Here is a 13684-nt window from a genome sequence, read left to right on the forward strand (position 1 = left end):
CAGTTCCGCAAGAGCACTTTACTTGCTAAATACCTACTAAGAATCCACCTAAGGACTAAGACAATCAGCATGGATTTTCACGTGCCTGTCAAAATTCTTAGGGATATACTCATTATGCCGTTTTTGTAGGCTAAGACACCGCCCCATTACGCATGAGTGTATGTGGTATATTTTTGAGCACGATCACGCACACCAAATACTATTGGGTCTGGCGAGTATTAATCAGACACCAGATACGAGGACTGAGCAGGCAAATGACCGGTGAAGACACCAATCCAATGTTGCAGTACATCCTCAATAATCCTGAGGAGTTTGCCAAGAACCTCTCCGAGATCGCCGAAAATGGCGGCAAGGCTCTGGCAGCCTATCTGGAGCCTCGCGAAAAAGGCGAAGCAGCATCCGGTGGCACCGAAGAACTCAACGCAGTGGTAAAGACACTCGCTGAGGTCGGCAATTATTGGATGAAAGACCCTTCCCGCGCCATAGAAGCTCAAACAAAGCTCTGGTCTGGATATATGAACATCTGGAACTCCACGCTCCAGCGCATGGCTGGAGAGGAAAGAGAACCAATCGTTGTCCCCACCAACACCGACAAGCGCTTTAAAGATAGCCAGTGGGACGACAACAACTTCTTCGACTTCATCAAGCAGATGTACTTGCAAACGAGCAACTGGGCTGAAGAACTTGCAGAAGGCGCCGATGAACTGGATGATCACACACGCCATAAGGCGGGCTTTTACATAAAGCAAATCTCCAATGCCATGTCTCCGTCCAACTTCATCCTCACCAACCCGGAGCTGCTGCGCGAGACCATGTCGTCCAACGCCGGCAATCTGGTGAAGGGCATGAAGTTGCTCGCGGAAGACATCAAGGCCGGTCACGGAGACCTACGCATCCGCCAGACAGACCCGGATAAGTTTGAAGTTGGCGTGAACGTTGCAGTCACACCCGGCAAGATCGTAGAACAGAACGATGTTTGCCAGCTGATTCAATACACACCAACGACAGAAACAGTTCTCAAACGTCCGCTCCTTATTGTTCCGCCTTGGATCAACAAGTACTACATTCTTGATCTTAACAAGGAAAAGTCGTTCATCAGATGGGCCGTGGATCAAGGCCACACTGTCTTTGTAGTCTCGTGGATCAATCCGGATGAGACACAGGCTCAAAAAAGCTTTGAACACTACATGCGCGACGGCATTCTCAACTCTCTGGAGCGCATTCGCAAAACCACCCAGCAGACGACCGTCAACGCCATTGGCTACTGCGTCGGCGGCACTTTGCTGGCTGCTACCCTCGCCTATCTTGCCAAAATCGGAGAGCAAGATCGCATTGCATCTGCGACCTTCCTGACCACTCAGGTGGATTTCACCTTTGCAGGCGACCTGAAGGTGTTTGTGGACGAGGAGCAGATCGAAATTCTTGAACATCGCATGGGCGAGAAAGGGTATCTGGACGGCTCCAAAATGGCGACGGCCTTTAACATGCTGCGCTCCAATGACTTGATTTGGCCTTATGTCGTCAACAATTACCTGCGCGGTAAAGATCCATTCCCGTTTGACCTGCTCTATTGGAATGCGGATAGCACGCGCATGCCTGCTGCCAACCACTCCTACTACCTGCGCAACTGCTACCAGAAAAACGCACTTGCGAAAGGCGAAATGGAACTGGCCGGGCAAAACCTCGACTTGAGCGATGTCCAGATCCCGATCTATAATCTGGCAACAAAAGAAGACCACATTGCACCTGCAAAATCCGTATTCAAAGGCTGCGGATGTTTTGGAGGTCCCGTGGAGTACGTTTTGAGTGGCTCTGGCCATATCGCTGGTGTCGTCAACCCACCATCCAAAGAGAAATACCAATACTGGACAGGAAGTAAGCCGGAGGGTGCTTTGGAAAACTGGATGCAAGATGCATCTGAAACCCCTGGGTCATGGTGGCCACACTGGCAAAAATGGATTACATCTCAGGATGATAATCAGGTAAAAGCACGCAAACCGGGCGCACGCCGCACAAAAATTTTGGAAGACGCACCAGGCAGTTATGTTAAGGTGCGCATATAAAGAGAACACGCAGTGAGTCTGCTCGACGCCACGCTTGTTCTCACGAAATAAATGGAGGACAACGTGGCAGGAGATCCTAAGCTATCACAAATGCAACCGCGGAAGATCGGCGGCTGGGATCCTCGACATGTTCGGCACCTGAACACACAAAGCGCTGCCCTCACGCGCATGAACAAGCCTGAAAACCTCTTGGCAAGAATCCTTGTGCTTCCTGCCTTGCTTGCACCTCTGTGGTATCAACCAGCGCTCGGCTGGTTCTGGGCATTAGCCCTTTCACTTGCAGCTGTTGCATGGGTTTGGGTCATTCCACCCTTTGGCAAAAAAGCAATTGGCGCAAAAACTTGGCTGCAAAAAGCGATGTTGGGTGAGAGAATGTGGCTGAACCGGATGTTTGTTCCAGTTCCAGCCCCTTATCATCAAAAAGCACTCGCTCTTCTTGTCATCGGGCTAATCGCAGTAGGCACAGCGATCTGGGCAGCAACCACCAACAATCTTCCACTTATGCTTACGGGTGGCATCCTCGCCTACCTCGCAAAGCTCGCCTCACTGTTTGTGATGGTGAAGGTCTTCGAGCATATGAAAAACGCCCATCCGCTCTACAAGAGCTGGCGAAACATTCCAGTCAACGACAACAGCCTGAAAGCAAAAGCGAGCTGAGTCTTAGTCGGCCAACAAGGGCGCACCATAACCGTCTTGCTTTGCAGAAACAGACGACGCACGCCCCTGCCCTGAAACAAACCAGTAATCTGCTCCGGAGAGTTCCGGCTGGGTGACCACATATCCCTGCAACTTCATAAAGGCGACTAAGGCATCTTGCTGCTTTGAGTTATGATTGTGCTCAACGCATAGGAAGTCAAACGTCCTGCGCGAAAAATCTATTCCCTTGAGAACCTCCAGCTCAGTACCTTCCGTATCAATAGATATAAAGGGAATGTGATCAGGCACATTGTGCTGAACCAGAATATCCTCAGTCCGAGCAATAGGAACTTCAATCTCGCGCCCGGGCTTAGTTCCTTGGCCTACAACGGAGAGCATCCCAGAGTACTCCGAAGTATCAGCACAAAAGAAGCGAAGTGCTCCCCCTCCCGAACTCCAAGCCGCTCTCTTATCCAAATCAGCGTCACGCCTTGAGCAAATCTGCTCCCAGCAATCTGGATTGGGTTCCACAAGCAAACCAGACCAACCCAATGCCCTCTCAAAAAGGAAGCTATTAGAAAGGTGCGTTCCATCTCCAACGCCTATTTCTACAAAAAAACCTTTTTGCTTCTCGTAGAATGGAAACTGTTTGAGGAAATGCAGCTCCTGAAAGCGCTGAGCACGGCAATAGTAAAAGTACTTCTCACTCAACCGCGCAAACTGCTCATCACCCAAGCCAACTCGCAAAAACTCTTCCAATCGCCTCATATTGGAAAAGCCCTTATGCTCTTTCAGATAAAGCACTCTCGAAGCACTCAGGTTCTTCTTATCCAACCTCAAAGCAAGACGAGCCAGCGTCCCACTTCGTTTATGCGGGGCAAGCCCCATTAGGAATGCCGACAAGAACTTTTGCGACCACCGGATCAATGCACATCCCCACCACAGTTTCGCACAAACGTGGCAGGTAAACCCCAGCGCAACAACTCTGCAATTTCACCCACGGCAAGACAGAGAGCCCAAACACAAAAAGGGCCGCCAAATGGCAGCCCTTTCCGTAAAACTGTTTCCAGTATCGCGTATTAGCGCTTGGAGAACTGGAAGGAACGACGAGCTTTACGCTTACCGTACTTCTTACGTTCAACAACACGGCTATCACGAGTAAGGAAGCCTTCTTTCTTCAGAACCGGACGCAATGCTGGCTCGTAGAAAGTAAGTGCTTTAGAGATACCGTGACGAACAGCACCAGCCTGGCCGGAAAGACCACCACCAGCAACAGTTACGTTGATGTCGTACTGGCCATCACGCTCAGTGAGCATGATTGGCTGACGCAGGATCAGCTGAAGTACTGGACGAGCGAAATACTCAGCGTACTCTTTGCCGTTTACAACGATTTTACCGGTGCCTGGCTTGATCCATACACGAGCGATAGCGTCTTTACGCTTACCGGTTGCATATGCACGACCTTGTGCGTCGAGCTTCTGTACATGTACAGGAGCTTCGTTCTCGGTAGGGGCGATTGCGCCGCCCAGTTCCTCAAGGGACTGTAGCTCAGACATAATTAACCCCTCTTCGCATTTTTAGGATTCATGGCTTTAACGTCTACCACTTCTGGAGACTGGCCATCATGCGGATGTTCTGCAGCAGCATAAACACGCAGGTTACGCAGCTGTGTACGGGAAAGAGGTCCGCCTGGCATCATACGCTGGATAGCCTTTTCCAGAACGCGCTCTGGGAAACGACCTTCGATCAGCTGACGTGCAGTGCGCTCTTTGATACCGCCAGGGTAACCAGTGTGCCAGTAGTACTTCTTGCTCTGGTATTTTTTACCAGTCAGTACAACTTTGTCTGCATTGATAACGATTACGTTGTCGCCATCGTCGATATGTGGTGTGTAGGTCGGCTTGTGCTTGCCGCGCAGACGGTTTGCGATGAATGCTGCCAGACGGCCAACAACAACGCCTTCTGCGTCGATCAAGATCCACTTCTTGTCGACCTCAGCCACTTTAGTGGAATGAGTCTTCATAAGATCTACCGTAGTTTTGACGGTTAAAATTCTTGGGAGAAATTCGTTCAGGCCCGAAAGAGCAGCTAAACGTGATAGCTCCGTGTAGGAACGGGTAGATACGCGAGCTTGAGCACAACGTCAAGAACAAAAAAACACACACTCAAGCAAATTACTCAATAAAATCAAATAGATATAAAATAGGTATTATAATACCACACTTTTTCCGCATGAATCTGAGGTTTTTGCACCTCAGGAAACACCGGCAGCACGTGCAGCAGTCAAAATAAGGTCATCCACCTGCAATTCATAGAAGACCCAGTTGGCGCTGTAACAGCTGACGTAATAGCCAAGACCAGCAAGTGCCACACGATATTCGCGCAAATTAATAGGCGTAAAATGAACCGGATAGAAAAACCGCCAACGACTGCGGGTCAGGCGTGTCGTCAACGTGGCATTTGCCAGCAGAAGATTGAAGAACACCAGGCTCACGAAGACGATTGGATCACCAATAAAGGCCGTATCCAGATAGAACATCGTCTCGCGGAATTCAGCAAAGACCCGAGGCTCACTGACCACATAAAGATCAAAGAATGCAGGAACAGCCAGAATCAAAAGGATATTCAGGGCTAGAAAGCCAATATAGCCGATCGTGGCCAATAGAGTTCCGAAACGGAGTGGCACCAACAGGAAATCAAAAATGAAACCGAAAAACGCACGATAGAACACAAGCCTGCTCCCCCACATGCCGTCTTCTCAGGTCTCCCATCCATCAAAAACGGCCTTTGGCTTTAGTCCCTGAATTTTAAGTGGCTTTTTGCTTTTGGATCAACAGACAATTCAACTTTCAGACAAATTTAATTCAAAAATTTCAATAAGCTGAGGGTTTTAGGCACTTCAACGCAGTGTCGTCTTGTAGAGCACATGCCTCATACATTGGATAACATGGGATGAACACATTTCCGTGCGGAAATCATCGAATCGTTTGTTCAATCCAAAGTTGCTTTTCTCAGGTATCAAATTTTCAAATGCACCTCCCCTTTTTCTTTCTAATTCCGTCCCTGTTCATAAAATCTGCCCTTGCAGAAAATCCACCGGTCCAGATCATCATAGACGTCAGCACCACCACACCTATGAGCGGAACTGCAACAGTCACATTTCCAGTTCCACAAGGCCTCAGGTTACTGAAGCCTCGCACCATTCGAGGGGATGCAGAAACGCCACCAATTCAGTTCTTCTGCGACGGAGTTCACAAGACATCCATTACCTATGGAAAGCAATTATCATGTCGTGAGCTGCAATGGAATGTCACCTTCCAGAATGTGCAAACCGCCCCTCACGCCATTGCAAACCAGCAAAACCTTTACTCTCCCTCTGGATGGTGGAGCTTGACGGAGTGGGATGACATTCCTCGTTTCGAAGGTGTCTCAGCAACAGAGATCTGCGGCAAAGTCCATAACAAGACGCAGGCGGTCAAATGCAGCGCCCTGCCCGCCCAAAACGAACCACCTCTGATCCTCACATGGGGCAAGTCCACCAAAACACTGAAAACCGGGCAAACAACACTCACGCCATTCAAAGACGATCCGACTTCAGCCTTGAAAGCAGAGAACCTGCCCGCTCTTCAACAACAACTTGCGTATCTGAAAGCGTTGCTTGCACCCGAGGAGCGCACACCAAACAATATCGATCTCGTGTGGATCGCAATTGACAAGAAACTGGGGCAAATAGCTGGAGCTGCTGGCAAACAAGCGTTCCTTGCCAATTTTGCAGTAACCGATGGCGCAGCCACAGACGACAGCATCGCCAAACTTCATTGGGTCTCCAGCCACGAACTCTTTCACTTGCTGGCAACCCAATCTTACCCACTCTGGATTTCTGAAAGCCTTGCTCAATATTACGGCTACAAATCACTGGAGAAAGCAGGTTTACAAACAGAAACTCCGATGGAGCAATGGCAAAACTTTCAAGAGCGCTACCCTCACGCAGCAGCAGGCCTTTATGAAGCCCACACCAAAGTAACGCGCGACAATAACCCCAGCTACTACCCTCTCTTCTATATGAAAGGTGCTGCATTCTGGCAGGCAGTTGATCAGAAATTGCAGAAGGCAGGTACATCACTCGATAAGGTTCTACCTCAAATAGAAGCCTCAGCAGCAGATAATGCGGCATTATCGTCAAAGACAATCGGCCTCCTGAAAACTAAGCTTTCGGAGCAAGTCGTTTCAACTCTACAACAGCAGTACCTCCACTAAGCGCATTGCAGGTTCCCATGATCACACAGGATTCATTTCAGTATCAGCAGCTCAAAAGCATCAGGCACCGTCAAGATGGAACCCCATGCGCAGTCCAGTCCGGCGGCAAGCTGACGGATGTCGCGCTCACAAAGTGCGAGTTGAACCGTTTCCCATCAGAGTTGTTGCATCATAGTTCCTTAAGAAGCCTCTATCTGGGACAGAACCCAATCAGCGAAATACCGCAGGCCCTATCCGACCTTCAGGCGCTGAAGGAACTCTACATCTACGGATGTAAGCTAACACAGCTGCCCGGCAGCCTCTGTGACTTGCCAAATCTGGAGATCCTGGACCTCAGCCATCAAGCATTGAAGTGTCTTCCGGAAAAGTTAGGAGCTTTAAAGAAACTGCGTGTGCTCTATGCAAGCAACACAGTCATGACGCAACTACCGGAGAGCATTGGTGATCTGTCTGAACTGGAGTATCTCGGCTGCACCGACAACACCATTACCCATCTCCCAGAAAGTTTCGGGAACCTGCAAAATCTGAAGGAGCTAAGGCTCTACGGCAATGGTTTGCGCGCATTACCCTTGCACTTTTCCAACCTCTCATCCTTACGAGAAGCTTATTTGCGCGACAACGCCCTCACAAAACTTCCTGAAAACATGGATGAATTGCATCAGCTCGAAGTGCTGGACCTTCGCAACAATCAAGTATCCCAGCTCCCAGAAGAAATTGGAGATCTTCCCAATCTCTATCAGTTGGACCTCAGGGCAAATCCACTGGAAGAACTGCCCGCCAGCATGAGTAACCTGAAGAACTTGCGCAAGCTGGATCTGCGCTGGACACGCCTGACCAAAGAACCGGAGTGGTTTGAAATCCTGCGCGCACAAGGCACGCTGATTTACCTCTAACCCGAAAAGCGCCCCTGAAAAACAGTGGTAGCGATCCACGCCCTACATCTTACCATAGGGAATGCATCGCTATCTCTTACTCACCCTATCGCTTTTGTTGCTTTGGACCTGGAATGTCCAAGCTCAGGAAAGCAAGTTCCGCAAACGTCCTCGCAGTCTGTTTAAACAGCCGGACTGTTATTGCACCAACCGTGGCCTGCGGATTGAGCTGGGTGATTTTTCCTGCCTGTATGTAGACGGCACCGCCTATCTGGCCCAATGCCAAATGGCACTCAACAACCCCATGTGGCACAAAATTGAGGATGGATGCCCAACCACGCAGTTGGACAACAAACAGCACGCATCCTATCCCTTGAACGACGCCGGCGGGATGGAGTAAGTTGCGGTGGCATGAGCAATCAGATCATCGCTCCCTTCACGTGTAATTTCGCATTCCATAACAACAAGGCGCTTGCCGCCCTTCAGGATGCGACACGTGGCGATCATCTCACCAGCTTCAGCTTTGCGTAGGAAGTTGATATTGATGTTGGTGGTCACAGCAAGCGCATGCAGCCCCATATTGCCCAGCAGAACCACATAGGCTGCATAGTCAACCAGAGCCATCAACGAAGGACCGGAAACAGTACCACCAGGACGCAAATGCACGTCCCCGGCCTTGAGCCTGACAATTGCTTTTCCCGGTAGAATTTCATCGATGAAATATGCACGACCTAATGCGTGCATCTGCGGAAATGCCTTGTCCAGAAATTCCGTCAGTTCTGCCGGACTAAACTTAACAGCAGGCGCCGCCACCTCACTGGTCATGAAGTCCCTCCTCCTCATGCAAGCCGACATACTGATATATGGCTCCATGATTTACCAGCTGAACAAAAGTTCTAAACCGTTGCGCTAGGCTCAAGTTTTGTTCACTCTGTGATTTAACACTTAATCATGGCCCGATAGCCTGCTAAAGGCATCTTAACGACTATTTTCAGCACTATGGAGAACCATCATGTCTGACGCAGACACCACCAAAGATCAAAACGAAGCAGAATGCCCGATGCTTGGCAAACTGCTGCACAATGGTGTTCAGCGTATCGTCATGCAGCGCCCTGAGCGTATGAATGCTCTGTCCATGGCCATGATGAAAGAGCTCTGCACCGCGCTGGATGAAGCCGCAGCAAACCCGGAAGTGCGTGTTGTTTTGCTTGGGGCTGAAGGCAAAGTCTTTTGCGCAGGCCACGACCTGAAAGAACTAACCGCTGCACGCGCGCAAGCAGATGGCGGCAAAGTTTTCTATCAGCAGACATTCGATCAATGCGCTGAGCTCATGCAGAAGATCGTGAACCTGCCAAAGCCAGTCATCGGCGTTGTAACTGGCGTTGCAACAGCAGCAGGCTGCCAGTTGGTCGCTTCCTGTGATTTGGCACTGGCACTGGATACAGCCACCTTCTGCACCCCAGGCGTTAACATCGGCCTCTTCTGCTCCACCCCAATGGTAGCCTTGACCCGCAACATTGGCCGCAAACAGGCCATGGAAATGCTATTGACCGGTGAAAGTATCGACGCTTCCACCGCAAAAGAATACGGCTTGATCAACCGAGTGGTGCAAGCAGACTATCTGGAAGCCGTAGTTCAGAAATACGCTGAAGTGATTGCGTCCAAGTCCGCCCTCACAGTCAAAACCGGCAAGGAAGCCTTCTACAAGCAGGCCGATATGCCATTGGCAGAAGCGTATGCTTACACCTCACAAGTCATGGCAGAAAACATGCTCGCCAACGATGCGGAAGAAGGCATCAACGCTTTCCTTCAAAAGCGTACGCCTGATTGGAAAGACAGCTGATCAAGATGTAAGGTGCAGCGCAATGACAGCCGGGTATTCAAAAAGACCACTAGCTCAAAAGCTAGGCCTGAAACCCGGCATGCGCTGCTGGTGGCACAACATGCCACAAACCGTCTTCGATGAAATTGCAGCAGGAGTTGACGATCTGGTCCTCCTGCCTACTCTGGAAAACGGCGTAAACACTGCCCATATTTTTGTAACGGGTCAAAGCGAACTAGCAGATCTGCTGAGTAAACTGCGCAGGACACTGAATGCAGACGGTATGATTTGGGTGTCATGGCCCAAGAAGGCATCTAATGTCCCCTCACAAGTGACAGAAGGTACAATTAGAGAAGTTTGCTTGCCTATGGGGTTGGTCGATATCAAGGTTTGTGCGATTGACGCAGTCTGGTCCGGCCTCAAGCTTGTTATTCGCAAGGAGCTGCGTGCAGAGCACAGACGAATGCAGCTGGCAGCCAAGGAAATTGCAGAAAGTTGATAAGAATATGAATCACGATCATTATGCAGACAGCTACATCCAAGGCATTTTGGAAGGCACCAAGACAATCGCATTGGTTGGAGCTAGCAACAAGCCAGAACGCGCCAGCTTCCGCGTTTTGAACTACCTGCTGGAAGAAGGGTATACCGTTTATCCGATCAATCCCGGTCAGGCCGGAACCGAGATCGCAGGCGCAAAAGTCTATGCTTCCCTGACTGACCTTCCAGAACCTGTCGACATGGTAGATGTCTTCCGCAATTCAGAAGCGGCTGGCGGTGTCATTGATGAGGTAATCGCTCTGCCAACGCTCCCCAAAGCAATCTGGCTTCAGCTGGGTGTGAGAAACGACGAGGCAGCAGCGCGAGCTGAAGACAAGGGAATCAAAGTGGTAATGGACCGCTGCCCTAAGATCGAAATTCCACGTCTGGCATCAGTTGCAGCCAGCTAAACACTCCGATAAGGCGCTCTCGATGCCGCGAAAATTGAGAGCGCATCCGATAAGTTAGAACGATTTTCCAATCTCGCCAAGCAGAAGCGAACAGAATTTCAAACATCAAATAGTCGGCAAGTTGCTTGAGCTTTCTGCAAGAGTGAAGAGCGCTCATCTTTTCATCTGAGCTTGCCAACCTCCGGTTGCCCCCTCATAGTTCCTAGCGGGAAATTATATAAATTTCAGCAGAGAATGACGCGCCTGTTCCAAGGGTTTGCAAACCATACACCTTGCGCAGAACCGTTCCATCCTGCAAGCGCATTGAAAGGACTGCCTTATGAGCGATCACACCCCAGGCTTTGATACCCTTGCAATCCACGCAGGCGCGAAACCAGACCCAACCACAGGCGCGCGCGCAACACCAATCTACCAAACCACATCTTTCGTGTTTGAGGATGTAGACCACGCTGCGTCCTTGTTTGGCCTGCAAGCATTTGGCAACATCTATACTCGCATCACAAACCCAACCACCGCTGTTCTTGAAGAGCGCGTGGCAACATTGGAAGGCGGCACTGCAGCTCTGGCCGTGGCATCCGGCCACGCCGCACAGCTTCTGGCCTTCCACGCCCTCATGACACCTGGCTGTAACATCGTCGCTTCCAAGCGCATGTATGGCGGCACCATCAACCAGCTCAACCATTCTTTCAAAAGCTTCGGTTGGGATGTAAAATGGGCAGAAGGTCTGGACGCACAAAGCTTCGCAGACCAGATCGACGAAAACACCCGTGCCGTCTTCATCGAAAGTGTCGCCAATCCAGGCGGCGTTATCATGGATATCGAGGGCATCTCAGCAGTGGCCAAAGATGCTGGCGCGCCTCTTATCGTCGACAATACGATGGCAACCCCATACCTCTGCCAGCCAATCAAACACGGCGCAGACATCGTGTTGCATTCCCTGACCAAGTTCATGGGTGGACATGGCAACTCCATGGGCGGTGCCATTGTTGATGCCGGTACATTCGATTGGGCAGCATCTGGCAAGTATCCAATGCTGACCGAACCTCGCCCAGAATACAACGACATGCGCCTGTTTGAGACCTTCGGCAACATCGCCTTTGCGATCTGCTGTCGGGTACTGGGCCTACGAGATCTCGGCCCTGCTATCTCACCGCAAAATGCCTTCATGCTCATCACAGGCATCGAGACACTTGCGCTGCGCATGCAGAAACACTCTGACAATGCCTTGAAGGTCGCTGAGTTCCTCCAAAGCCATCCAGCTGTCAGCTGGGTTTCTTATGCAGGCCTCGCCAATGACCCATTCCATCAGGCACATCAGAAGTACTGCCCGAAAGGCGCAGGCGCAGTCTTCACCTTCGGCCTGAAAGGTGGCTATGAGTCGGGCGTTGAACTGGTAAAAGGTCTGGAGTTATTCTCTCACCTTGCTAATATTGGCGACACCCGCTCGCTCGTCATCCATCCAGCGTCTACCACACACCGCCAGCTGTCTGATGCTCAAAAAACTGCTGCTGGAGCAGGCCCGGATGTTGTTCGTGTTTCCATTGGCATTGAAGATGTTGCTGATATCATCGCAGATCTGAAACAAGCCCTCGAAAAGGCATAATACCTTTATATTTCAATGCGGTATGATTGGAAAATGAATCAATCTGCCAGCAATGATCGCTCAACAAAAAAAGGCGCCCACAAGGCGCCTTTTTCGATTCCACATCAACCACTTAGTCAGACAAACTGAATCATCATCTCAACGCAGCTTCTTTTTCGCGGCGAAGCAGACAAACCTGCTCGACAGCAAGTGCCAGAACAATAAGCGCCATCGCCTGATGCGCCAATGCGCGATCCATCGGCACCATGCCAAGCAGCGTCACAACACCAAGGAATACCTGAACAACAATCGCCACCATCAACCAGCTGGCATTGCTTTTCAGCACGCTCTCTCTGTTGCCGCGCATCAGATAAAAACCCTGCACAAACACAGCAATCACCAGCGCATAAGCGATCATGCGGTGCTGGAACTGCACCATCATCACATTCTCGAAAAAGTTGATCCACCAAGGAGACATGACAAACAAACCTGATGGAATAATCTGCCCATCCATCAGCGGCCAGGTGTTAAAGGTCAGCCCAGCATTGAGGCCTGCGACCAGTGCTCCGAGGAACAGCTGAAAGAGCACCAAGCCAACAATGGCATATGCACCAAACAAACCATCACCAAACACATTCCAGCCTTCACGCTCAAGCTCTGGGCGGCGCTTCAACACAGCTGCTAGATAATACAGGTAAGCAAACAGAATACAGGCCACACTCAAGTGCACAGCAAGACGGTACTGGCTCACATCTACGCGGTTCACAAGGCCAGACGCAACCATCCACCAGCCAATCGCCCCCTGCAATCCACCAAGCAAGAACGCAACCACAAGCCGCGGCTTAAGCCATGAGCTCACCTGTCCACGAGCCCAAAACCACACAAGCGGGATGAAGAAGAAGAGCCCAATCACCCGGCCCAGCAAGCGGTGTCCCCACTCCCACCAGAAGATGGACTTAAACTCGCCAAGCGTCATACCCTCATTGAGCAGCTTGTACTGCGGGATCTGTTTGTATTTCTCAAACTCCTCCGCCCATTCAGCTGCACTCAGTGGTGGAATGGCGCCATGTATTGGCTTCCATTCAGTAATGGAAAGGCCGGATTCGGTCAGGCGGGTCGCCCCGCCCACAACAACCATAGCCAAAATCAGGAAGCAGATAAACAGCAACCACACGCGAATTTGCCTGCGGTTGGAAAGGTCTTGAGCAGAAAGATCTGAACTGTAGAACGGAGTAGACATGACACCTATTCGAAGAACTTGTTTGCCCCTATATATGTCAGATCAGCAGCCAAATCAGGAAAAATACGCAGATCCTCACAGCAGTCTAGACAAATTACCTAGATTTTTCAGGTGAAAGTCAGTCATGCAATAGCACTGCTGTGTCATAGACTTAGAGAACACGAAAGCGGGTCTGCACAATCTAAATTGCAAATTATCAGCAAGATCCTCTTGAAAAATATATGCATTTTGAACTATGGCTTGCGCGGAAAAGAAAGGCCCTACG

The 13684-nt window shown here is 50.4% G+C and carries 15 protein-coding genes; 8 read left to right on the forward strand and 7 right to left on the reverse strand.

Going from position 1 to position 13684, the window contains the following annotated elements; genetic code table 11:
- Nucleotides 1-254 precede the first annotated feature (254 nt).
- Nucleotides 255-2063 (forward strand): class I poly(R)-hydroxyalkanoic acid synthase, encoded by a 1809-nt coding sequence (phaC, locus tag PsAD46_RS19765; RefSeq protein WP_057464397.1) that lies wholly within the window; start codon nucleotides 255-257, stop codon nucleotides 2061-2063.
- A 63-nt stretch (nucleotides 2064-2126) separates the two neighbouring features.
- The gene (locus PsAD46_RS19770) at nucleotides 2127-2720 is read left to right on the forward strand and encodes a DUF6653 family protein (RefSeq protein ID WP_208981938.1); all 594 of its coding nucleotides are present in this window, start codon (nucleotides 2127-2129) and stop codon (nucleotides 2718-2720) included.
- 3 nt (nucleotides 2721-2723) lie between these two features.
- On the opposite strand, the gene PsAD46_RS19775 is transcribed toward PsAD46_RS19770, so the two are convergent.
- From PsAD46_RS19775 to PsAD46_RS19790, 4 genes are all read right to left on the reverse strand, one after another.
- Nucleotides 2724-3602, reverse strand: coding sequence for an FkbM family methyltransferase (locus PsAD46_RS19775; RefSeq protein ID WP_208981939.1), 879 nt, complete (start codon nucleotides 3600-3602; stop codon nucleotides 2724-2726).
- Nucleotides 3603-3778: 176 nt separating this feature from the next.
- On the reverse strand, nucleotides 3779-4255 hold the full coding sequence (rpsI, locus tag PsAD46_RS19780; RefSeq protein ID WP_057464395.1) for a 30S ribosomal protein S9: 477 nt from the start codon (nucleotides 4253-4255) through the stop codon (nucleotides 3779-3781).
- 2 nt (nucleotides 4256-4257) lie between these two features.
- A complete protein-coding gene (rplM, locus tag PsAD46_RS19785; protein ID WP_057464394.1) occupies nucleotides 4258-4722 on the reverse strand; it encodes a 50S ribosomal protein L13 in 465 nt (154 codons plus the stop codon).
- Between the two features lie 231 nt (nucleotides 4723-4953).
- Entirely contained in the window at nucleotides 4954-5430 is a 477-nt protein-coding gene (locus PsAD46_RS19790; protein ID WP_208981018.1) for a hypothetical protein, read from the reverse strand.
- Between the two features lie 299 nt (nucleotides 5431-5729).
- Here PsAD46_RS19790 and PsAD46_RS19795 point away from each other — a divergent pair, with 299 nt between their 5' ends.
- Nucleotides 5730-6956, forward strand: coding sequence for a hypothetical protein (locus tag PsAD46_RS19795; RefSeq protein ID WP_063307683.1), 1227 nt, complete (start codon nucleotides 5730-5732; stop codon nucleotides 6954-6956).
- 17 nt (nucleotides 6957-6973) lie between these two features.
- Nucleotides 6974-7849 carry a leucine-rich repeat domain-containing protein gene (locus tag PsAD46_RS19800; RefSeq protein WP_153040793.1) on the forward strand — a complete coding sequence of 292 codons (876 nt, stop codon included), beginning with the start codon at nucleotides 6974-6976 and terminating at the stop codon, nucleotides 7847-7849.
- Between the two features lie 85 nt (nucleotides 7850-7934).
- Here PsAD46_RS19800 and PsAD46_RS28190 read toward each other — a convergent pair whose 3' ends face one another.
- Nucleotides 7935-8189, reverse strand: a complete 255-nt coding sequence (locus tag PsAD46_RS28190; protein ID WP_063292357.1) for a hypothetical protein — start codon at nucleotides 8187-8189, stop codon at nucleotides 7935-7937.
- Between the two features lie 5 nt (nucleotides 8190-8194).
- On the reverse strand, nucleotides 8195-8653 hold the full coding sequence (locus tag PsAD46_RS19810; RefSeq protein WP_063307684.1) for a PaaI family thioesterase: 459 nt from the start codon (nucleotides 8651-8653) through the stop codon (nucleotides 8195-8197).
- Between the two features lie 187 nt (nucleotides 8654-8840).
- Here PsAD46_RS19810 and PsAD46_RS19815 point away from each other — a divergent pair, with 187 nt between their 5' ends.
- The 4 genes from PsAD46_RS19815 to PsAD46_RS19830 all read left to right on the forward strand — a co-directional run bounded on the left by PsAD46_RS19815 (nucleotide 8841) and on the right by PsAD46_RS19830 (nucleotide 12200).
- Nucleotides 8841-9671, forward strand: a complete 831-nt coding sequence (locus PsAD46_RS19815) for an enoyl-CoA hydratase (protein ID WP_063307685.1) — start codon at nucleotides 8841-8843, stop codon at nucleotides 9669-9671.
- Between the two features lie 100 nt (nucleotides 9672-9771).
- On the forward strand, nucleotides 9772-10149 hold the full coding sequence (locus tag PsAD46_RS19820; protein WP_343229278.1) for a DUF3052 family protein: 378 nt from the start codon (nucleotides 9772-9774) through the stop codon (nucleotides 10147-10149).
- 7 nt (nucleotides 10150-10156) lie between these two features.
- A complete protein-coding gene (locus tag PsAD46_RS19825) occupies nucleotides 10157-10597 on the forward strand; it encodes a CoA-binding protein (protein WP_063292353.1) in 441 nt (146 codons plus the stop codon).
- 319 nt (nucleotides 10598-10916) lie between these two features.
- On the forward strand, nucleotides 10917-12200 hold the full coding sequence (locus PsAD46_RS19830; protein ID WP_063292352.1) for an O-acetylhomoserine aminocarboxypropyltransferase: 1284 nt from the start codon (nucleotides 10917-10919) through the stop codon (nucleotides 12198-12200).
- Nucleotides 12201-12333: 133 nt separating this feature from the next.
- On the opposite strand, the gene PsAD46_RS19835 is transcribed toward PsAD46_RS19830, so the two are convergent.
- Nucleotides 12334-13419: a COX15/CtaA family protein gene (locus PsAD46_RS19835; RefSeq protein ID WP_063292351.1), complete on the reverse strand. Its 1086-nt coding sequence runs from the start codon at nucleotides 13417-13419 to the stop codon at nucleotides 12334-12336.
- Nucleotides 13420-13684 lie beyond the last annotated feature (265 nt).

Source organism: Pseudovibrio sp. Ad46 (assembly GCF_001623065.1).
Lineage (GTDB): Bacteria > Pseudomonadota > Alphaproteobacteria > Rhizobiales > Stappiaceae > Pseudovibrio.